Below are 20674 nucleotides of genomic sequence, written 5' to 3' on the forward strand. Positions count from 1 at the left end.
GGAAATCCTTGGACGAGGATGGCAATATTATTTATAGTTTAGGAACCTTATCTAATAAAGATAACTTCTCCATACCTATGACCTTATTACTTGAGTCTGGCAGACTAACTTTAGAAAAAAAGATTAGTCTATTTGAATATATACCTCTATATAAAGAGAATAATAGTAGCTATCAATATTATGAAGTAGATAATATTCCTATTTTACAGGTAAACTCTCTATGTAGAACTACAGCTTCAGATAATACCATAGAAAGTTTTATAGAAAATAGCAAAACTCTTAAGGAAAAAGATACAGTTATTATAGATTTACGAGGTAATATTGGTGGAAATATGCTTAATGTAGAGAAGTGGTATGAAGGGTTTACCGGAACAAAACTTAGAAAGGATATAATCGAATCCGGTCTATATACTAATACCAGTATCGATTTATCTAAAGACAAATTTGAATCAAAGGAAAATGAACCAGATAATATTAAGGATGATTGTCTAGAAACCATATCAAGATATGAAAATAAAAGATACTTTCCCGGATGGAGTCCCATAGAATATGTAGATTTTAAACCTATAGATAATAAAACAAATATATTTATACTCATGGACAAAAAGACATCTTCCGCTGCAGAATTTCTTATATATTATCTTAAAAAATTAAATAATGTAACCTTAATAGGTACTAATTCTAATGGATGTATGTTGACTGGTAATTGTAATTCCGCTGTTCTTCCTTACTCTAATATCCGTATTTCCATATCTCATAAGATATACATTAACAGGGATTTCCATAATATTGATGGATTGGGAATCCTCCCCGATCTGTGGGTTAAGCCTGGACAGTCTTTAAATAAAGTAATTAATCATATTAAAAAAGTATCTTAAACCAAAGGTTTAAGATACTTTTTTATAATTTATCGTTTTGCCATTGGATCCGATAACATATGGTAACTACCAATACTTGCCATAGTTATCATCATTGTATTTATAATTATCAGCACAATTCCTTCTATTCCGCTAGAATCTCTTTTAAATATAATAGTCAATATCAACGCTATAAAGAAAGAATAAAATCTAACTGCGGAGTCTCCAAACTTATTTTTAACTATTGATTTTGTAAATTGTACTACAACTGTTACAGCAGTTGTCATCCCTACAAATGTAGTTAAAATATCTGCATTCATAAAATCGTCAAACATTTTATCACCCCTTATAATATCCTTATAAAGATATTATGCTTGTATTATAGGGGCTATTCCTATTAATCTCTCATTCCATAAATTTTTCCAACTGGTAGTGTGAACATAAGTCCCACCCCTGGCTTCGCCATATCTCCCAATACATTTTTAACAGATTTTACTGCCTTATCTAATATTTCATCATCTTCAATTACAGTAAATATTGTTTTGTTATATGGCTTAGCATCATCAAGTAAGTTTCTTAGTCCTCCAAAAAATGGTATGTCCTTTCCACCATTTGTTAGTGCACTCCCCATTCCCTGACTATCCAGTATAGTAGCTCCCTTTACTCCTGCATCTACAAATCCGTCTAAAATCTCATCTAGATATTCTGTTTCATTAAGAACTAAAAATAAAATGTTCATAATATATACCTCCTTCAGCCTTTAAGCTGTTTGCTCTTTCTTCTTTTCTTTTTTTAGCATACCATTTACTTCTCCTGCTTTTGTAATGGCAATCTTAGCTAATATTGGTCCCACTATTTCATATATCAATACACTAAATAATATTACAGTAATTATGGAACTACTAAGTTCAGGTAACTCTTTTCTAACTATCATAGATAAACCTATGGAAATCCCACCTTGGGTCAATAAACTCATGCCCAAGTATTTAACTATTTTTTCTTCTGCTCCTACTGCCTTTGCTCCTAAGGTGGCTCCTATATATTTTCCGCCTGCTCTGGCTATTATATAGCCTATCCCTAGAATTCCAACTGTAGATAATACCTTTATATTTAAACTAGCACCTGCTACAGTAAAGAATAACAGGTTAACAGGTGGAGTAAATTCATTTATTAAATTAAATACTCTAAAGGAGTTCTGCTTTAAATTAACTAAAGTAGCTCCTACCATCATACAAGTAAGTAGTGGAGAAAGATTAAAATAATTAGCGGCACCAGAACTTAACAATATAAATCCTATTATAATAATAAGTAGTTCTTCATTATGTTTTGCCTTCTTTACTACATATGTCATTACTATACCTATAACAAATCCTAAGACAATAGAACCGAATATTTCTATTGTAGGATTACTTATTATCTTTATTATAGAATATTCTTCTACTCCAGATAAAATCTTGGATAAAGATAAACACACTCCAAATACCATAATTCCTAAAGCATCGTCTAAGGCAACTATGGGAAGTATGGTCTTAGTCAATGGCCCATTTGCCTTTAATTCCCTAATTACCATTACAATACCTGCTGGTGCCGTTGCCGCAGACATACTAGATATCATTAGGCTAAATTCAATAGATTGATTTAAAACAAAATACATCATTATAAACACTACAACAAAAGCTCCTACTACTTCTGCTACAGTTATAAGTAATACATCTTTACCTACTTTTTTCATATCCTTCAATAAGAATTCATTTCCTATGGAAAATGCAATGGCAGCTAAAGCCATTTCATTAATAATATTAAATGCTTCTATATCCATCTCATTTACTAGATTAATAAATGATGGCCCAATTATCAAACCGGCTACAATATATCCTGATACATTGGGAAGTTTGAAAAAATTAGCTATTCTTCCACCTACAATTCCTACTAAAATGATTATACCTAATTTAAAAAGCAAATCCAATCTAAACATTCCTCCTCATTTTATTATTATATAAACTCTTCCGAGATAATTAAAATTAAATCCATACATTATTCAAAATCACACCCATACACATTATACAGCATAAAAAAAGATAAGTAAACCTAGTTACTTATCTTTTAAGAAATTCGCCTTTAGCTACATGTACTGCATCACCTATCATAAAAATTCTATAGTCCTTATTTATCTCTACAATTAATCTCCCGCCTTCAGTATTTACATTAACCCTATTCTGAAGCTTACCTAATATATTTCCTATGACTACGGAAGCACAAGAACCTGTTCCACACCCTAAGGTTCTTCCTGCTCCTCTCTCCCATGTATAAATATTTATATTACCTTTATCTATTACTTTTATAAAATTAACATTAGTCTTTTTAGGAAATAAAGGATCTTCTTCTATTTTTCTTCCTAGACTATTTATATCTAATTCATCTATATCTTCTATAAATATAACTACATGGGGTACACCTACTGTTAATGCAGAAAATATGTAATCCTTTCCGTCAACTGAAATAATTTCCTCTATAATCTTTTCTTTATGTATATTTATAGGAATTCTTCTTCCTTCAAATATTGGATAACCCATATCTACCTTTATAATATCCGCTTTATTATCTTCATCTGCTACTATATCAATATATTTTACTCCTGCCAGCGTTTCTATGGATATATTTTTATTTTCGATTATATTATGATCATAAACATATTTAGTAAAAGCTCTAATTCCATTACCACACATTTCCCCTTGTGAGCCATCTGAATTATAATAAAGCATTTTTACATCTGCTATGTTACTGCTTTCTACAATCATCATACCATCTGCACCAATGCCAAAGTGTCTATTACAGACTTTTAAAGCCAATTTATTATGATCTTCATAATCATTATTTACTCCATTAAACAATATAAAATCATTACCTGCAGCCACATATTTATCGAAGTTCAAATGGACCACTCCTAGTTAAAAAATATTGTTTTAGTAAACCCGTCATATCCTATCGTAGTATTATTAAATATATTCATAACATTTCCTTCATATAACTCTGGTTTATTCATAGCAGTACTAAAGTGAGTAAGTAATAATTCCTCTACATTGCCATCATAAGCTAATTTTCCTGCCTCTGAAAAGGTCATATGCTTGTTTTTTATAGCCTTATCTAAGTCCTCATTGTCTCCATAGGTACCTTCACATATAAAAAATGTGCTCTCCCTTATAAAATCTACTATTTTATCTGTAGGCCTTGTATCTGTAATATAACTTAACTTTATCCCTTTTCGTTCTTCTCCTAGTACCATATTAGGAGAATATTCTTGATTATTATATATTATAGTTTCGCCATTTTGCAGACTTCTCCATATTTCTCTAGGAACCTTATTTAATTCTGCTTTCTCAGGATAAAACTTAGGTTTCCTTGTAATATAAAAGCCATATCCTAAACAGGGCAAAGAATGTTCTAACTCTAATGTAGATAGAATAATATCTGTATTAAAGGAAATTTTATTATCTATTCTCATTCCTTTTGATGAAATATTAATGCCTAATGGTTCTATTGGATTTTCTATTATATTTATTTCATAGGGGAGATATTTCATTGAAAATATAAGCCCACTTACTATATCTTTTATCCCCTTTGGTCCTATGATTGTTATTGGTTCTATTCTATCACTATTTCCAATGGTAGACAAAAGTCCTGGTAGACCAAAGATATGATCTCCATGGTCATGGGTTATACATATTATATCTATGAACTTAAATCCTGTTTTCATCTTTCTTATGGCTACTTGAGTACCTTCTCCACAATCAATGAGTATTTTCCTTCCATTATAACCTATTACCATAGATGATAGAAACCTCTCTGGCATAGGCATACCTCCGCCACTTCCCAGCAAACATATGTCAAGCAATAACATCTCTCCTTTTTAAGTTGAGTAATAATCTTATTATCTACAGTAGGATAGATCCTATCCCATTAGTATATAAAAGTAGAGCCTATTAAAAGATTCCAGCCTTTATTTATATTTTCTTTTCTCTCCGAATAGTTCATCCTTAGTATACATGGATATCTTATATATATGATCTGCAATTCTTTCTAGATGTCCCACTATATCTATAAAAAGTACTCCTGAATCTACATTACAGGTTCCTTCGTTAAGCCTTTTTATATGATTTTCTTGGAATGTTTCACTTAAATTATCTATTTTATTTTCAAGCTCCACTACTTTTTCTATTACTTCATAATTCCTTTCACCTAGGCAAATTATAGCATTATCAAATAATTCAATCATCGTAGACTCTAGTTCTTTTAATTCCTTAATAGCAGTATCTGTAAAAGAAAGATTCCCATCTATTTTCTTATTGCATAGGGAACATATTTCTATAACTCTATCCCCTGATCTTTCTATATTATTTATACTACTGATCATAGCAGGAACCATAATAGATTGACTCTCCGTCAATTCTTTTCGTGAAAGCTCTACAATATATCTTGTTAAATCCTTTTGCATTTCATTTATAATAGCTTCATCATCAGCAATAAAACCCATTTTCTTTGCATCATTTGTATAGACTATTTGCATAACACCTATAACCATTTCTTTTAAAATTTCTGTTCCTCTAATGATTTCAGAGCGTGATGCTTTTAAAGCTGCTACAGGTGTATTTAAAAGTAATTTATCTAATAATACCTTTTCTTTTTTGTCATTTTCCTTTGATTTTATTACCCTGTTTAAAAACTCCACATAATATTTAGTCAAGGGTAAAAATATTAAGGCATTGATGGAATTAAATAATGTATGAGAGTTTGCAATATATACAGATATATCTGCGCCTGATTTGTGAAAATGATCTGTAATATAAGTTACATCTATTTTTCCGAAAAAACAACATTATCTCCATTAATAATTTTATCAGCAATTCTTCACTATTACAATAAATTATTCTCTTAAAAAATAAAAGCCTTACCATAATACGGTAAGACTTTTCAGTACACCTGAGAGGGCTCGAACCCCCAACCCCCTGATCCGAAGTCAGGTGCTCTATCCAGTTGAGCTACAGGTGCTTAATAATATTATTGTATATAAAAAAAATTGGCTTAAGCCAATTTTTATATGGTGCGGGAAAGAGGACTTGAACCCCCACGTCAATGACACTAGATCCTAAGTCTAGCGCGTCTGCCAATTCCGCCACTCCCGCATATATAGCCTCTATGGGCTATTATGGTGATCCATCCGCGACTCGAACGCGGGACACCCTGATTAAAAGTCAGGTGCTCTACCGACTGAGCTAATGGATCATGATTATTTAGTATCCTAGCAGATGTGATATATTCCTTCGATTGAATTTACCAATCAAGGACTAAGCGATGTACACAAAATCGAAAACCACGATTTTGGTCCCCTGCTTATACCGACATGAGCTAATGGATCATGATTATTTGATACAACTATTTGAAGTTTTATGGGGTGGATGATGGGATTCGAACCCACGACCTCCAGAGCCACAATCTGGCGCCATAACCAACTAGGCCACACCCACCACGAATTTATTTTTTTGGCGCACCTAGGAGGATTTGAACCCCCGGCACACGGATTAGAAGTCCGTTGCTCTATCCAACTGAGCTATAGGTGCAAGCTGTTTATGATGCAGTTGGATGCACTATGTCTGCTAATTAATCTCAGAGCGGGTGAAGGGAATCGAACCCTCGTAGCTGGCTTGGGAAGCCAGTGCTCTACCATTGAGCTACACCCGCGTAGCTCAAATATTTTCATTGTACTCAAGGCTGTTGTCCCAAGCAGTATTAACTTGCTAACAATTTAAAATTATAGCAGGTTCTAAATATAAAGTCAATAGCATATTATAAATTTATTTGGATTATTTTTGTATTTATTTTTTCTCCAATATTTACAAGTCCGAAAGTCTTGATTTTATCAGGGCTTCGAGGTATAGATCCACTTCCAGGATTCATAATAATTATATTTTTTTCTATTTCTATAATAGGCTTATGTGTATGACCAAATAATACTAGATCAGCCCCTAATTCTAGCCCTTTGTAGTATAAATTATTTATGCCATTTTCAACATTATATTTATGACCATGAGTTAAAAATATTTTTTTATTTTTTATATTTATTAACTCATCTTCTTTATATTTTGTATTAAAATAATCTCCATTTCCTTTTACGATTATAGTTTCTATTCCTAAAGCACTAGATATTTTTTCTCCATCCTCTACATAATCTCCTAAATGAAATAACATATCAGGCTTTTCCATTTCTAATAATTTTTCTAAAATATATTTGTTATTTCCATGTGTATCACTAACTACTACTATTTTCATATTAAGCTTACTCCAATTATATCCTTTATTGCTTTTTTCATTTCATCTAAAGCTTTCGCCCTATGACTTATTTTGTTTTTAATCTCTTCTCCAAGCTCTGCAAAGGTTTTATCATAGCCTTCAGGTATAAATAGTGGGTCATATCCAAAGTCATTGTTTCCTTCTTCCTTAAAGCCTATGGTGCCTTTACATTGCCCTTTAACTACTATAACCTCTTTTTGCTCTGTGACTAGTGCTATTACTGCCTGAAAATTAGCTGTTCTATCCTTTAAAGGTATATCCTTTAATTCTTCTAGAAGCTTTTGATTGTTTTTTTTATCATTTCCTTCCTCTCCTGCATAACGGGATGAATAAACTCCTGGTTCTCCATTTAATCTATCTACAAATAGTCCAGAATCATCTGCTAAGACCATATAATCTAATTTTTCAGCCAGAACCTTAGCTTTTTTAATACTATTTTCTTCTAAAGTCTTGCCATCTTCTACTACATCTAAATCTCCTAAGCCTACATCTTTTTTCGTCAATACTTCTATTGGTAAGTCTTTAAGTATGTCTTTTATTTCCTCTACCTTATGTGAATTTCCAGTTGATAATATAAGTTTTCTTTTCTTCATTTTAGCATACTCCTTTGTTATTGATTCTTATACTATTTTACCAAAAATATAGGAATTTATCTATAAAAAGAAAAAGCGAGCTAGGCCCGCCCTACATCTTTTCATTATTAATTTTTCTTAATATTCATTGGCAAATACTGGAATTGTAGTGTTTATTATTTCTCCATCTATAAGTAATTCTACAGTTTCTATTTCTGTAAATTGACTTAATGTCAAACCTATATTTTTTACTATATCACTAAATGCATCATCATTTGATGTCTCCATACTATTATAGGATATATCCACATATGCAGTACCATCTTTTACTTCTACGCCATGTAACATAACGTCATTTGGTATATCTGAAAATAGTCCAATATCTACTGGTGGACCATCAAATAGTAAATCTAGCGCTGAATATACATTTGCTACTGGTGCAAGGGTAGGTATTGTTACTGGAACATAATATTCATACTCTTCATTGTCCATTCCCTTATAATATACTACAACCTTTGAGCGGCCATCTTCTAAACTACCAACTAAGTTTATGTTTTCTCTTGCCAACGGCTGACTAATATTACCACCATAAGTCATTGAAGGCAATACCTTTCCACCAACTAATATTTGTACTTCATTAATAACTGGGAATTCAGTTAATGTATATACGACACCTTTAATAAAATTTTCTTCTTCTTTCTCTGACTGATTATTTAAAACACCTTCTGAAAAGTCTATCTTACATAATCCTGTATCTTCATTGATAGATATTCCTAAAACCTCTGTACCTGCTGGTATAACTGGTAATAATCCAGTAGGGCTTAACATCTCCCTAAGTTCTGCACTATCAATCATATTATTAATTGTTACCTTTGCAATTCCTTCTTCCCAAGGTATTTTTTTCATTACAGGGACTAAGTATCCCTCTGTATTTTTAAAGTACATAACTGTCTTTCTCATGCCTTCCTCCTCAGTTAAAACAACTTCATTTTCATCTGATCTAATTATTTCAATCTCATCATCCTTAGCTGATAGCCTACTTTCAATTAAATTCTTCCCAAAGGTTAGTACCGTTAGACCTAAGACTACTATTAGTCCAAATAAAACTATTCTCCTGTTTACTTTTACCATCGTCAACCCTCCTAGTTCATACTAGTACATTATATTAGATGAGCTGTCAGACTATGAATAATTTATAATTAAAATAAAAAAAAGCAAGGATAACCTTGCTTTTTAGTACGTTTCTAAATATCTTTGTATTCCATTTATTATACCAGTTACTATTTTATTTTGGTATTCTTCATTAAATAATAGTTGTTCTTCCGCTGCATTAGATAAAAATCCTGTCTCTACTAATACTGCCGGCATCTTAGTCTCTCTAAGTACTATTAAATTTGGTCTATCAACTATACCTTTATCTACTGCTCCTGTGGCGTTTAATACTTCTTCCATTATGATTTTCGCAAAAGGATGTTGATCTACTTCTTTTAGGCTAGATTTAGTAGCAGGACAATATAATATCTGAACACCTGCTATAGATCCATTATTATGTGAATTACCATGTATACTTACAAATAAATCTGCATTACTATCGTTGGCTATTCTAGCTCTTTCATATAAGTCAATAAACTCATCTGTATCTCTAGTCATTATAGTGTTATAGCCTAGTTCTTCTAGCTTCTCATTTAGTTTTAAAGATACGCTAAGGTTTAGATCTTTTTCTCTTTTCTTTGTCACAGACGAAGCTCCTGGATCCTTTCCACCATGTCCTGCATCTATGACTATTAAATTGTCTAATGAATTATAGTTTCCATTTCTTTTTACTGATAAAGAAACTTTACTATCTATACCCTTAGATAATTGAGTATATTCTATTTCCTTTGCAAACTTAATAAGTAATTTAGTATTATCTTTATCTTTAACTACTTCTAATTCATTTACTAACCCATCTTTTACTGAAACCTTGCCTTCTGTTAATTCTACTTTGTCACTTGGAATACTTATTTCCATTAACTTACTTGCTTGATTGTAGTTTACAAGGTAATCTGTATCTTCAAGGTTTACTATGGTAAATATCTTTTCTGTTCCAGATGAAGTATAAGAAATATTTTCCCAGAATGATTTCTCAGGATAAATTATTATTTTACCTTCATCATAGTCCATTTTTATATTAGGATCAGTTGTTCCTTCTTTTATATCTAGAACCACTCTAACTATTCTATCATTAGGACTATAGTTATTATCTCCACCAAATTGTGAAATTCTAACTCCTTTAATAAATCCTAAATCATAGTCGTAGCTATAAGTAGTTCCTACTAAATTAGAGTCCATTATATCCAATACTATTCTCTCTGGATTTTGTAGTCTCATGGTGTTTACCTTTGGTTGAGAGGTGGAATGGATTACGATTGCCTCTTTTCCATTGATAATTTCCTTTGTAGCTGATTTTACTTCATTATCAAAGGACACTATTATATTCTGGTTATTATTTCCTAAGGAAATATTATATTTTGCTTTATCTTTTAATGTAAGTATCACTCTAGTAATACTAGGATCTGATGAAAACTGTGAATACTCTACTTTTTCAATAATACCATCATTTACATCTATAACTCCTGATGTAGTATTGTTTACAAGTATTTTTGAATCATTAATATCGATTACAAGTTTGTTGCTATCTTCTATAAATACTGTTTCATATTTAATAGATTTATTACTTTTTATAACTAATTTATTCTTATCTGTACTTCCTTTTTCTAAAGAAATACTATTTACAACTGCTTCATTAGTATTTATATATGGAGCATCTTTAGTGCTATCCCAGCCAACTTCATAACCAAATACATCAGTTACAAACTTTAAAGGAACCATGGTTCTTGAGTCTTTTCCATCTAATTTGGCTAATCTCGGAATAGCAAATTTATCTAAAGTTACTTTTTTTCCATTGATCGTAGCTATATTACTATCTACAGTAAATTTACCTTCCTTGTCTCCATGAGTTACTGTAGCTGTTTTAGTTTTTTGATCCCAGCCTACTTCTGCACCATAACTTTCTGATACGAATCTAATAGGCACTAATGTCCTATCACTATAAACAAAGGAGGGAAATTCTGTATTTATTGCTTGTCCATCCATGATGATAGGCACTGGCTTTACAGAAACCTTAGTACCATTTACGCTTACTTGAATCATATTATTTGCTGCAGCCTGACCTATTTGACTAAATATAAATAATAGCACAAATAAGGGCAGTATTACCTTCCATTTTTTCATTCATCTACCTCCTTATGCTCTCGCTCTTTAAAATAGTTTGTCCATTTTATTTATATCATTTATTGGATTATTATGTCAACGGATTCCGTGTTTTGTAATCATAATGTAATATTACTTAGTGAGACATAATGCCTTATATAATTCATCACTTCCAGGTGAATCTATCTCTACAGTTTTACCATCCCTTTCCAATACAACTCCTCCATCTATTACTTCTCCAATGACTGTAGACTTAATTCCTTCGTCATTTAACTTTTTATTGATTTCCCCTATCTTTTCTTCTTCTGCAATAATTAGCATAGACCCGCTTGAAATAAGTTTATATAAGTCTATATCTATTATACTGGCAATTTCCTTAGTTACATCTTTTACTGGAATTAAACTTTCTACAACTTTTATTCCCTTACCAGTAGCCTTTGAAGCTTCCCAAATTGCTCCTAAAACTCCACCTTCAGTAATATCGTGCATATATCTAACCCCTATATTGCCACAGATTATTCCTTCTTTAACTACACTTAGCATATTATCCATATTCTTTGCTATCTCTAGCTTTTCTTTGCCCAGTTTATGAATCAATTCTTCTTCTAACTCCTTTGCAATTATGGATGTCCCCTCTATTCCTGCATATTTAGTTATCAAAACCTTGTCTCCAATTTTTATTTCCTTTGAATTAGGCAACTTTTTCCTAGATTGTTTTCCTATAACTGTTGTACTAATTACAATTCTATTTACTGCATCTGTAATTTCAGTATGTCCACCCATTATTTCAACATTGATTTCTTTAGAAACTTCTCCCGCTTCTCTCATAATATTTTCTATATCTTCTTCTGAAGTTTTAGGTGGTGCTAATATAGTAAGCATTACTCCTATAGGCTCTGCTCCACTGGTAGATACATCATTACATGAAATATGCACAGCCAGTTTTCCAATATCTTTAGTTGCACCTGTAATTGGATCTGTACTGATTACACATAGATCATTATCAAAATCAATTACAGCACTATCTTCTCCTACTGCAGCCTTCACCAAAACTTCTTCTCGCTTATTTTTTATATTTGATAAAACTATTTTTTCTAAAATTTCATTAGGTAATTTTCCAATTTCCATTTCCGAACCTCCCAAAATATTTATCTTAATATATTCTACCATATGAGTAACACTTTTTATACAATATGGATACACTTTCCATGGAGATATAATTATAATTAGTCTTATTGTGGGAAACAATAATAAAAACAATTGACAGGAGATATAAATTATAAACTGATAGTAGAGAACTGCCAATTATTAAAATAGGGAGGTTTTTGCTTTGATGATAATTTGTTCTGAAAAATGCTTATATGAAGAGGATGGGCTATGTACCTTAAAAACGGTCATTCCTTCATCTAGTACGCCTACTCCTGATTGCCCTTATTTTACGGAAAGAAAAAGAAAAAACAAATCATAAACTCTCTAAAAATAAAAGTACAGAAAGTTATATAACTTTCTGTACTTTTATTTTTAATGACTTTCTATATTATGAATTAGCAACTTCCATATCAAGTTCACCTTCTTGTTTTGCTATTACTGCTGTACAAACTGCATCACCTGTAATATTTGTAACTGTTCTACCCATATCCACAAGTCTATCTATGCCCATGATTAATCCAATTCCCTCTAAAGGCAATCCTATGGATTGTAATACCATAGAAAGCATTATAGTCCCAGCTCCGGGAACTCCAGCCGTACCTATGGATGCCAATGTAGCAGTAAGTATTACCGTAATCATCATTCCTGTAGTTAATTCATATCCATAGACTTGAGCTATGAAAAACACTGCTATACCTTGCATTATAGCAGTACCATCCATATTTATAGTTGCTCCTAATGGAATAGTAAATGATGCTATATTCTTTGAAATCCCCAGCTCCTTCTCTGCTATTTCCAAAGATACTGGGACTGTGGCATTACTACTAGCAGTGGAAAATGCCACTGACATTGCAGGTAAAAACTTTTTATAAAATGTCCTTGGTGACAGATTTGTAAGCCCTTTTAAAAAGCCTCCATATACAAAGAACATATGGATTACTAGTCCAAGATATACAGTGAGTATATACTTAATCAAAGGTAATAAACCTGCATATCCTACAGTAGCAAAAGTCTTTGCTATAAGCCCAAATACACCTACTGGTGCGAAGACCATTACTATCTCTACTAATTTCATTATAAGAACATTTAAGTTCTCAAATAATTTTATTAGTAGTTCGACCTTTTTACCTAATAATGACAATCCCACTCCTGTTAATATGGCAAATACAATGATTTGTAACATATTTCCTTCAGCCATGGCAGAAATCGGATTTCTTGGTACAATTTCATATAATATTTGGATAAGTGGTACCTTTTCGTTTATTACAGGCTCCACGACTTCTATAGATGACATATCTAATCCTATTCCAGGCTTTAGGAAAAATCCCAATATCAATGCAATAACCACAGCTATTGCAGTAGTAGTTAGGTAAAATCCTACTGTTTTAACCCCAACTCTTCCTAATTTTTTCACATCTCCCATACTGGCAGCGCCATTTACTAAAGATATAAATACTAAAGGAACTACAAGCATCATTATTGCTCTTAAAAATATTTGACCTACCAATTGAAAGATTCCATTGATTAAGATTGTATCCTTAATCACTCCATTAGGTAATCGGAAAACTATAATTCCAGTAATTACTCCAAGTACAAGTCCAATAAGAACCCTTGACGTAAGGCTTATTTTTTTCCTAGACATAATATCCCCCCTAAAATATTTTATACTATATAAATTATAGATATTATTAGTAATAATATCTTATTCTGAATATTTTTTCAAGTTCTAATTATCCGAATAAACTCCAATATAAAAAAATAGATGGAAAATCCCATCTATCTTTCATTTATCATTTCTATTAACATTTTATTTACCATCTATAAACAAATTTATATATTTTTCAACAATAAAATTATGGACCATTTCATAATTAATCAATCAGTTATGAAACAGCCCATTTTAATTTTAATAATATTTTATAAATCTACTATTCAACACTTGTAAAAAAATCATCACAGAATTTATGCCATTTAATCCTGTATTGGTTTTCATCTACAATCTCCATATCAAATGCACTAAATATCTTTCGGTTAATAGCTTGATTAACAAAATAAGAAATATAATCCCCTGCTTCATCATAATAAACATATACAGAGTCATATCCTAAATCAATAGCAGCTCTCAATCTAGTATGTCCATCAACTGAAATAATCTTATTGTCTATTACGGTTATAGGTATCATAATATCTTCTTTGTTTTGTATCCATTCTTTACAATCCGCTAATTTTCTTTCATTTAAAATCCTTCCATCTGAAGACTTTATAGAAGTAATGAATCCTGAATAAAATAAAAACTCATCAATTACTTCATCAATATACATATTATTACTTGCATAAAGTATAGCTTCCTGTCCTTCTATTTTAAAAAAGTATTTGCAGGATTTATCTTTAGTGTAAAAACAGCAGCCCCCTAGTTTAAGTTCCTCTTTAGAAAACATATGAACATCATCTATTCTCGCCCTTATTATTTTCACTGCTACTTACACCTATCTTTCATTTATCATTTCTATTAACATTTTATTTACCATTTGAGGATTTGCCTTGCCTTTTGATGCTTTCATTATTTGTCCTACTAAAAATCCTATGGCTCTATCTTTACCATTTTTATAATCAATAATAGATTGTTCATTTTCATCTAGGACTTTTGATACTATTTCCTTTAAAGCACCTTCATCACTTATTTGAACTAATCCTTGTTCTTTAATTATAGTTTCTGGTTCTTTCCCAGTGTCAAAGATTTCCTTTAATACTTTTTTACCAGTATTATTATTTATCTTTCCATCTTTTACAATATTTATTAGTTCTCCCAAAGCCTTTGGAGTAAGCTTAGTATCTTGTATTTCTATTTCTTCATCTTTTAATCTTCTTAAAACATCTCCCATAATCCAGTTACTAACTAATTTTGAATCATCTATATATTTAATAGTTTCTTCAAAGAAAAGAGCTAGTTCTTTAGATGCAGTCAATACTCCTGCATCGTATTCTGAAAGATCGTAATCGCTAATAAATCTTTCTTTCTTATGGTGAGGTAATTCTGGAAGATTGTTTTTTATTTCCTCTATCCGTGAATCTTCTATAACAATTTCTGCAAGGTCACCATCTGCTGCATATCTATAGTCTGCAACATCACCCTTTGTTCTCATAGTTATGGTTTCACCTTTTACTTCATCCCATCTTCTAGTTTCTTTAATGGTATTTTCACCTTTTTGCAAAAGCTCTATATGTCTTTTTTCTTCATACTCCATGGCTCTTACTGCACCTCTAAAGGAGTTTAAGTTTTTAATTTCTGTAATATTGGTTTTATTTCCTGTTTCAGTATCTACTATATTTATATTTACATCGCATCTAAGGGAGCCTTCCTCCATTTTACAATCTGAAACTTCAATATATTTTAAAGTCGCTCTTAAATTTTCTAAAAACAGTCTTGCTTCTTCTGGAGTATTCATCTCTGGTTTTGTAACTATTTCTATAAGAGGCACTCCCGCCCTATTATAGTCAATTAAAGTGTCTCCCTCTGTTGTATGAGTTTGTTTTCCTGTGTCTTCTTCTATATGAATTCTCTCTAAGTGAACTTTTTTAGTTCCTTCTTCTGATTCTATTTCTATATATCCACCTTCACATAGAGGTAAGTCATCTTGAGAAATTTGGTATCCTTTAACTAAATCTGAATAAAAATAATTTTTTCTATCCATTCTAGTATGAGTATTTATTTTACAGTTAAATGCAATTCCTGACTTTATGGCATATTCTATTGCTACTTTATTTATAACAGGAAGAGCACCTGGTAAACCTAAACAAACTGGACAACAATGAGTATTAGCTTCACCGCCAAAGGCATTTGTACAGCTACAAAACATCTTTGTCTTAGTCATAAGTTCAGTATGGATTTCAAGTCCGATTATAGTTTTATAAGCCATTTTTTACTCCTCCTTCAAATCCTAATCCTGCCTTAATTATATTTGCTTCCTTAAGTCTATCTCCAATTATTTGTAATCCAACAGGAAGCCCTTCTACATATCCACAAGGTATACTCATGGCACAAAGACCTGCTAAGTTTACAGGTACTGTAAATAAATCTCCCATATACATAGCTAATGGATTCTTTGCTTTTTCGCCTAATTTAAATGGTAAAATTGGGCATGTAGGAGATAAAATTATATCATATTTACTAAATGCTTTATCAAAATCATTTTTTATAAGCGTTCTTACCTTTAATGCTTTTTTATAATGGTCTTCTGCATATCCTCTACTTAATGAATAGGTCCCTAACATTATTCTTCTTTTAACCTCTTCACCAAAGGCTTCTGTTCTTGAATTTGTATATAATTCATCTAAAGTATTATATTCTTTTGCCCTATATCCATATCTAACTCCGTCAAATCTTGCTAAATTTGAGCTAATTTCTGATGTAGATATAATATAATAAGCCGCTAGTCCATACTCTATATGAGGTAAAGATATTTCTTCTATTTCTGCACCTAAGGATTCAAATATCTTTATTGATTTTTTTATTTCTTCATTGATTCTAGAATCCATACCCTCATAAGTAAATTCCCTTGGAATACCTATTTTCATTCCCTTTAAATAATCTCTATAATCTATTTCTTCTGGGAAACTGCCAAATATTATAGTTCCTTCTGGATTGTTAAATGACGTAGAATCTTTTTTATCATATCCTGTTATGGCAGACAGCATAAATACTGCATCCTTTACATCTCTTCCAAATACTCCTACCTGGTCTAATGTATTAGCCATGGAAACTGTTCCATATCTAGACACTATACCATAACTAGGTTTTATACCTACAATATCACAATAAGCCGCAGGTTGCCTAATAGAGCCACCTGTATCTGTTCCTAAAGCTAATGCCACTTCATTAGACTTTACAGCAGCTGCCGATCCACCTGATGATCCTCCTGGTACCCTTTCTGTATCTATAGGATTTTTAGTTGGTCCAAAATATGATGTTTCTGTAGATGAACCCATGGCAAATTCATCCATATTGGTTTTTCCAATGATTATTCCATCTGCTTCTTTAATTCTAGTAACTACTGTTGCATCATATGGTGGTATGAAATTCTCTAACATCTTAGAGCCACAAGTAGTTCTAAGGTCTTTTGTCACTATATTGTCTTTAATTCCTATGGGAAGTCCTGCCAATAATCCTATCTGTTCACCTTTTACAATTTTCTCGTCTACTTTTTCTGCCGATTTCAGTGCTTCTTCTTTATTTAAAGTAATAAATGCATTAATATCCTTTTCTACTTCTTCAATTCTATTAAAATGAGCTGTTATTAATTCTTTACTAGATATTTCTTTTTTGGAAATCTTTTTTCTCATTTCAAATGCTGACAGTTTTGTAATATCCATTTTATCACCTCTTTTATTCAACTATTTTTAGTAATTTAAAATATCCATATTGATCTTCTTTTGTATTTTGTAATACCTCTTGTCTAGATAACCCCTCTTGTACCACATCTTCCCTTAATACCTGAGTATGACTATTAACTCCATAAGTAGGTTCTACATTTTCTATATTTACCTCGTTTAATTTCTCAACATAATTTAAAACTTCAGAAAATTTATGGGTGAATTCATCAATTTCTTCTTCTGAAAATTTTAGTTTAGCTAAACTAGCCATATGTTCTACCTGTTCCTTAGTAATCATTCCAATTCCTCCTCATTAGACTTTCATTACTATTTTACCACTTTTTATATAAAAAAATCAAATGATAGCTACAATATATCATTTGATTTTTTATATTTCTTTATTCTTCTATATTGAAGTCAAGGCAAGTATTTACTACTTTACCAAATTTATAATCTTCCTTGACTTTAACATTCTTATACCCTCTAATTACTTCCATAACACTGTCCATACTTTCATCTATAATTTTATCCTTATGATATACTAAACTAAAACTTCTATTCCACACATTCTCTATATGTTTAAAGACTCGAATCTGATTTTGTTTTATTTCATTTTCTATTAGTCTTATGGATATAGCACCTAGACATCCATTTTTTAAGATTGCATTTTTCATAGCTTCTGGACAATTTGTTTCCCACTTTATTTTTACATCAAATCCATTTTCATACATATAATCCTCAAAAAGTTTTCTTGTCCCACTACCTTTTTCTCTCATTACAAAATCTAAATCTAGTAATTCAGGTAATTCAACCACTTCTCTACTGCTAAATTTATGATTTAAACCACATGCTAAAACTAAATAATCATCTATTTCTGGAAGTGAAACTAAATTAGGATTATTAATCTCACCCTCTACTATAGCAATATCTATTTCTGAATTCAATAATCTTTCTTCTATGACTTTTGTATTATTCACATATACATAAGTTTCTATATTTGAACTTTTTTCTTTAATACTATTTACAATATCTGATATAAGACAACTTCCAACAGTTATGGTTGCCCCTATTTTTATCTTATATATATCATTTATTGTAGACATCTTTGCTTCTAAATCATCAAATTGTTTTACTGCTGCTTTTGCATAACTAAGTAGCATTTTTCCTTCATGGGTTATATGCAGCTTCTTACATAGGCGTTCAAATAAAAGGACATTATAGTATTCCTCTAGTTCTCTAATGGTTTGACTTACTGTAGGTTGAGAAATAAATAAATTTGACGCTGCAGTACTCATCTTACCACTATCCGCAACTTCTATAAATACTTTCAAATGCCTTATATCCATTTCCATTCTCCTTTTTGTTGAAATTTCACGCAAATTTGCCATTAATAGGATTTACCTATATGTATGATAAGATTTTATCACTTTCTTTATATAAGTGCAAGTGATACATTATTAGTGTAAAGTGGATGTTAAAAATAATACAAAGGGGTGAAAGTATGAAAGTTCTTATTATTGGCGGAGTAGCTGCTGGTACTAAGGTAGCTGCTAAGCTAAAAAGAGAAAATCGTAGTCACGAAGTTACAATATTAACTGAAAGCAAAGATATTTCTTATGCTGGATGTGGATTACCATATTATGTTGGTGATGTAATCCCTAGTAGAGATGAATTAATAGTTAATACCCCAGAAAGTTTCTCAGAGTTAACTGGTGCTAAGGTATTAACAGAAGTTAAAGTAACTAAGGTCAATCCAGAATCAAATACAGTAGAGGCATTGGATATGAAAACTAGTGAAACTTCTACATATAATTATGACAAATTAGTTATTGCAACTGGAGCTAACCCGATTAAACCACCTTTAGAAGGTGTAGATTTAGATGGAGTATATTTCATGAGAACTCCAGATGATGCGATTTCCTTAAGAGATGCCCTTGATTCTAAAAAAATCAAACGCGTTGTTGTAGTTGGTGGTGGATTTATAGGCTTAGAGGTGGCTGAAAACTTATCACTTAAAGGAATAAATACTACTGTAATAGATATGGCTGAAATGGTTCCTCCAGGATTTGAACCTGAATTTATTGAATACATTGCTGACCACTTGGCAGAACATGGAATCATGATATTTACAGGTACTAGATTAGAAAGTATTATTGGTGAAGGCAAAGTAGAAAAGATTAAAACTGATAAGAGAACTATGAAGGCAGATGCAGTTGTTTTATCTATTGGAATTAGAGCTAACACAGCTTTCTTAAACGATAGCGGTATTGAATTAATGCCAAATAGAACAATAAAAGTAAATGAATATTTCCAAACTAATTTTGAGAATATTTATGCCCTTGGTGATTGTGCCAGTGTAATAAATAGAGTAACAAAAGAACCTGCTTGGTCTCCAATGGGATCTACTGCTAATATAGCTGGCCGTATTGCAGCTAAAAATATTAATGGAGAATCCATTAGCTATAGTGGAGTTCTAGGAACTGGAGTTGCTAAGTTACCAGACCTTAATATAGGTAGAACTGGTTTAACAGAGGCTGCAGCTAAGGCAGCAGGCTATGATGTAGAAAGTGTTGTAACTGTAGTAGATGATAAAGCCCATTATTATCCAGATTCATCTGTATTTATTGTAAAAATGTTAGCAGATAGAAATACTAAGAAGCTGCTGGGATTACAGGTTTTAGGTAAAGGTGCTGTAGATAAAATGATAGATATTGCTGTAACTGCAATGACTTTAAATGCTACATTAGAAGATATTGAACATATGGACCTTGCATATGCTCCTCCATTCTCTACTGCTATACATCCTTTTGCCCATACTGTAAATGTTTTACTTAATAAAATTAGTGGCAACTTTAATACTATTACTCCTTTAGAATTTGCAACTAATAAGCCTGAAGGATATAAAATAATTGATGCCTCTATTCAACCATCTTTAAAAGGTTATCCTTATATTGATCTAAATAAAGTAGATAAGGAATTACTAGAATATGATAAAGATGAAAAATTATTATTAGTATGTTCTAAAGGTAAAAGAGCATATATGCTTCAAAACAAATTAAAGCATCTTGGGTATAACAATACCCTAGTTTTAGAAGGTGGGTCCATAGTAAATAAATTATAATTAAATAA

At 31.3% G+C, this 20674-nt stretch carries 20 protein-coding genes and 6 tRNA genes; 3 read left to right on the forward strand and 23 right to left on the reverse strand.

What is annotated here, in order from left to right:
• Positions 1-8 precede the first annotated feature (8 nt).
• A complete protein-coding gene (locus tag RBU61_RS13030; protein ID WP_308875901.1) occupies positions 9-878 on the forward strand; it encodes a S41 family peptidase in 870 nt (289 codons plus the stop codon).
• Between the two features lie 29 nt (positions 879-907).
• On the opposite strand, the gene RBU61_RS13035 is transcribed toward RBU61_RS13030, so the two are convergent.
• From RBU61_RS13035 to RBU61_RS13115, 17 genes are all read right to left on the reverse strand, one after another.
• Positions 908-1192 (reverse strand): hypothetical protein, encoded by a 285-nt coding sequence (locus tag RBU61_RS13035; RefSeq protein ID WP_308875902.1) that lies wholly within the window; start codon positions 1190-1192, stop codon positions 908-910.
• Between the two features lie 62 nt (positions 1193-1254).
• The gene (locus RBU61_RS13040; protein ID WP_308875903.1) at positions 1255-1596 is read right to left on the reverse strand and encodes a P-II family nitrogen regulator; all 342 of its coding nucleotides are present in this window, start codon (positions 1594-1596) and stop codon (positions 1255-1257) included.
• A gap of 21 nt (positions 1597-1617) precedes the next feature.
• Positions 1618-2832, reverse strand: coding sequence for a cation:proton antiporter (locus RBU61_RS13045; protein ID WP_308875904.1), 1215 nt, complete (start codon positions 2830-2832; stop codon positions 1618-1620).
• Between the two features lie 121 nt (positions 2833-2953).
• The gene (gene dapF, locus RBU61_RS13050) at positions 2954-3790 is read right to left on the reverse strand and encodes a diaminopimelate epimerase (RefSeq protein WP_308875905.1); all 837 of its coding nucleotides are present in this window, start codon (positions 3788-3790) and stop codon (positions 2954-2956) included.
• Between the two features lie 11 nt (positions 3791-3801).
• The gene (locus tag RBU61_RS13055; protein ID WP_308875906.1) at positions 3802-4749 is read right to left on the reverse strand and encodes a ribonuclease Z; all 948 of its coding nucleotides are present in this window, start codon (positions 4747-4749) and stop codon (positions 3802-3804) included.
• A 105-nt stretch (positions 4750-4854) separates the two neighbouring features.
• Positions 4855-5598 carry a PhoU domain-containing protein gene (locus RBU61_RS13060; RefSeq protein WP_308875907.1) on the reverse strand — a complete coding sequence of 248 codons (744 nt, stop codon included), beginning with the start codon at positions 5596-5598 and terminating at the stop codon, positions 4855-4857.
• A 231-nt stretch (positions 5599-5829) separates the two neighbouring features.
• Positions 5830-5903, reverse strand: a tRNA-Arg gene (locus RBU61_RS13065).
• A 50-nt stretch (positions 5904-5953) separates the two neighbouring features.
• Positions 5954-6037 (reverse strand) — tRNA-Leu (locus tag RBU61_RS13070).
• Between the two features lie 24 nt (positions 6038-6061).
• Positions 6062-6137: transfer RNA gene (locus tag RBU61_RS13075), tRNA-Lys, on the reverse strand.
• A 165-nt stretch (positions 6138-6302) separates the two neighbouring features.
• Positions 6303-6379, reverse strand: a tRNA-His gene (locus RBU61_RS13080).
• Between the two features lie 16 nt (positions 6380-6395).
• Positions 6396-6472: transfer RNA gene (locus RBU61_RS13085), tRNA-Arg, on the reverse strand.
• 50 nt (positions 6473-6522) lie between these two features.
• A tRNA-Gly gene (locus RBU61_RS13090) sits at positions 6523-6593 on the reverse strand.
• Positions 6594-6698: 105 nt separating this feature from the next.
• Positions 6699-7181 (reverse strand): metallophosphoesterase, encoded by a 483-nt coding sequence (locus RBU61_RS13095; RefSeq protein WP_308875908.1) that lies wholly within the window; start codon positions 7179-7181, stop codon positions 6699-6701.
• The gene (locus tag RBU61_RS13100; protein WP_308875909.1) at positions 7178-7795 is read right to left on the reverse strand and encodes an XTP/dITP diphosphatase; all 618 of its coding nucleotides are present in this window, start codon (positions 7793-7795) and stop codon (positions 7178-7180) included. Before RBU61_RS13100 ends, RBU61_RS13095 begins: the two co-directional genes overlap by 4 nt.
• Positions 7796-7912: 117 nt before the next feature.
• A complete protein-coding gene (locus tag RBU61_RS13105; protein WP_308875910.1) occupies positions 7913-8905 on the reverse strand; it encodes a GerMN domain-containing protein in 993 nt (330 codons plus the stop codon).
• A 102-nt stretch (positions 8906-9007) separates the two neighbouring features.
• Positions 9008-11047 (reverse strand): N-acetylmuramoyl-L-alanine amidase family protein, encoded by a 2040-nt coding sequence (locus tag RBU61_RS13110; RefSeq protein ID WP_308875911.1) that lies wholly within the window; start codon positions 11045-11047, stop codon positions 9008-9010.
• Between the two features lie 111 nt (positions 11048-11158).
• Positions 11159-12154 (reverse strand): AIR synthase family protein, encoded by a 996-nt coding sequence (locus RBU61_RS13115; protein ID WP_308875912.1) that lies wholly within the window; start codon positions 12152-12154, stop codon positions 11159-11161.
• Between the two features lie 202 nt (positions 12155-12356).
• Between RBU61_RS13115 and RBU61_RS13120 the strand changes: the two genes are divergently transcribed.
• Positions 12357-12494, forward strand: coding sequence for a hypothetical protein (locus RBU61_RS13120; protein ID WP_308875913.1), 138 nt, complete (start codon positions 12357-12359; stop codon positions 12492-12494).
• 69 nt (positions 12495-12563) lie between these two features.
• Here the strand turns inward: RBU61_RS13120 and RBU61_RS13125 are convergent, their stop codons facing one another.
• The 6 genes from RBU61_RS13125 to RBU61_RS13150 all read right to left on the reverse strand — a co-directional run bounded on the left by RBU61_RS13125 (position 12564) and on the right by RBU61_RS13150 (position 18891).
• On the reverse strand, positions 12564-13817 hold the full coding sequence (locus RBU61_RS13125) for a dicarboxylate/amino acid:cation symporter (protein WP_308875914.1): 1254 nt from the start codon (positions 13815-13817) through the stop codon (positions 12564-12566).
• 286 nt (positions 13818-14103) lie between these two features.
• On the reverse strand, positions 14104-14649 hold the full coding sequence (locus RBU61_RS13130) for a ParB/RepB/Spo0J family partition protein (RefSeq protein ID WP_308875915.1): 546 nt from the start codon (positions 14647-14649) through the stop codon (positions 14104-14106).
• A gap of 12 nt (positions 14650-14661) precedes the next feature.
• Complete coding sequence (gene gatB / locus RBU61_RS13135) at positions 14662-16092, reverse strand: Asp-tRNA(Asn)/Glu-tRNA(Gln) amidotransferase subunit GatB (RefSeq protein WP_308875916.1); 1431 nt, start codon at positions 16090-16092, stop codon at positions 14662-14664.
• A complete protein-coding gene (gene gatA, locus RBU61_RS13140) occupies positions 16082-17545 on the reverse strand; it encodes an Asp-tRNA(Asn)/Glu-tRNA(Gln) amidotransferase subunit GatA (RefSeq protein WP_308875917.1) in 1464 nt (487 codons plus the stop codon). Before gatA ends, gatB begins: the two co-directional genes overlap by 11 nt.
• A 13-nt stretch (positions 17546-17558) precedes the next feature.
• On the reverse strand, positions 17559-17843 hold the full coding sequence (gene gatC / locus RBU61_RS13145) for an Asp-tRNA(Asn)/Glu-tRNA(Gln) amidotransferase subunit GatC (protein ID WP_308875918.1): 285 nt from the start codon (positions 17841-17843) through the stop codon (positions 17559-17561).
• 100 nt (positions 17844-17943) lie between these two features.
• Positions 17944-18891, reverse strand: a complete 948-nt coding sequence (locus RBU61_RS13150) for a LysR family transcriptional regulator (RefSeq protein ID WP_308875919.1) — start codon at positions 18889-18891, stop codon at positions 17944-17946.
• Positions 18892-19046: 155 nt separating this feature from the next.
• Between RBU61_RS13150 and RBU61_RS13155 the strand changes: the two genes are divergently transcribed.
• A complete protein-coding gene (locus RBU61_RS13155) occupies positions 19047-20666 on the forward strand; it encodes an FAD-dependent oxidoreductase (RefSeq protein WP_308875920.1) in 1620 nt (539 codons plus the stop codon).
• Positions 20667-20674 lie beyond the last annotated feature (8 nt).

Origin of the sequence: Tissierella sp. MB52-C2, assembly GCF_030931715.1 — a bacterium.
GTDB lineage: Bacteria > Bacillota > Clostridia > Tissierellales > Tissierellaceae > Tissierella.

Coding starts and splice junctions, on each gene's coding strand:
- RBU61_RS13035 (WP_308875902.1), bottom strand. CDS start 1,192: ATGTTTGACGATTTTATGAATGCAGATATTTTAACTACATTTGTAGGG.
- RBU61_RS13040 (WP_308875903.1), bottom strand. CDS start 1,596: ATGAACATTTTATTTTTAGTTCTTAATGAAACAGAATATCTAGATGAG.
- RBU61_RS13045 (WP_308875904.1), bottom strand. CDS start 2,832: ATGTTTAGATTGGATTTGCTTTTTAAATTAGGTATAATCATTTTAGTA.
- RBU61_RS13095 (WP_308875908.1), bottom strand. CDS start 7,181: ATGAAAATAGTAGTAGTTAGTGATACACATGGAAATAACAAATATATT.
- RBU61_RS13100 (WP_308875909.1), bottom strand. CDS start 7,795: ATGAAGAAAAGAAAACTTATATTATCAACTGGAAATTCACATAAGGTA.
- RBU61_RS13105 (WP_308875910.1), bottom strand. CDS start 8,905: ATGGTAAAAGTAAACAGGAGAATAGTTTTATTTGGACTAATAGTAGTC.
- RBU61_RS13110 (WP_308875911.1), bottom strand. CDS start 11,047: ATGAAAAAATGGAAGGTAATACTGCCCTTATTTGTGCTATTATTTATA.
- RBU61_RS13115 (WP_308875912.1), bottom strand. CDS start 12,154: ATGGAAATTGGAAAATTACCTAATGAAATTTTAGAAAAAATAGTTTTA.
- RBU61_RS13125 (WP_308875914.1), bottom strand. CDS start 13,817: ATGTCTAGGAAAAAAATAAGCCTTACGTCAAGGGTTCTTATTGGACTT.
- gatB (WP_308875916.1), bottom strand. CDS start 16,092: ATGGCTTATAAAACTATAATCGGACTTGAAATCCATACTGAACTTATG.
- gatA (WP_308875917.1), bottom strand. CDS start 17,545: ATGGATATTACAAAACTGTCAGCATTTGAAATGAGAAAAAAGATTTCC.
- gatC (WP_308875918.1), bottom strand. CDS start 17,843: ATGATTACTAAGGAACAGGTAGAACATATGGCTAGTTTAGCTAAACTA.
- RBU61_RS13150 (WP_308875919.1), bottom strand. CDS start 18,891: ATGGATATAAGGCATTTGAAAGTATTTATAGAAGTTGCGGATAGTGGT.
- RBU61_RS13155 (WP_308875920.1), top strand. CDS start 19,047: ATGAAAGTTCTTATTATTGGCGGAGTAGCTGCTGGTACTAAGGTAGCT.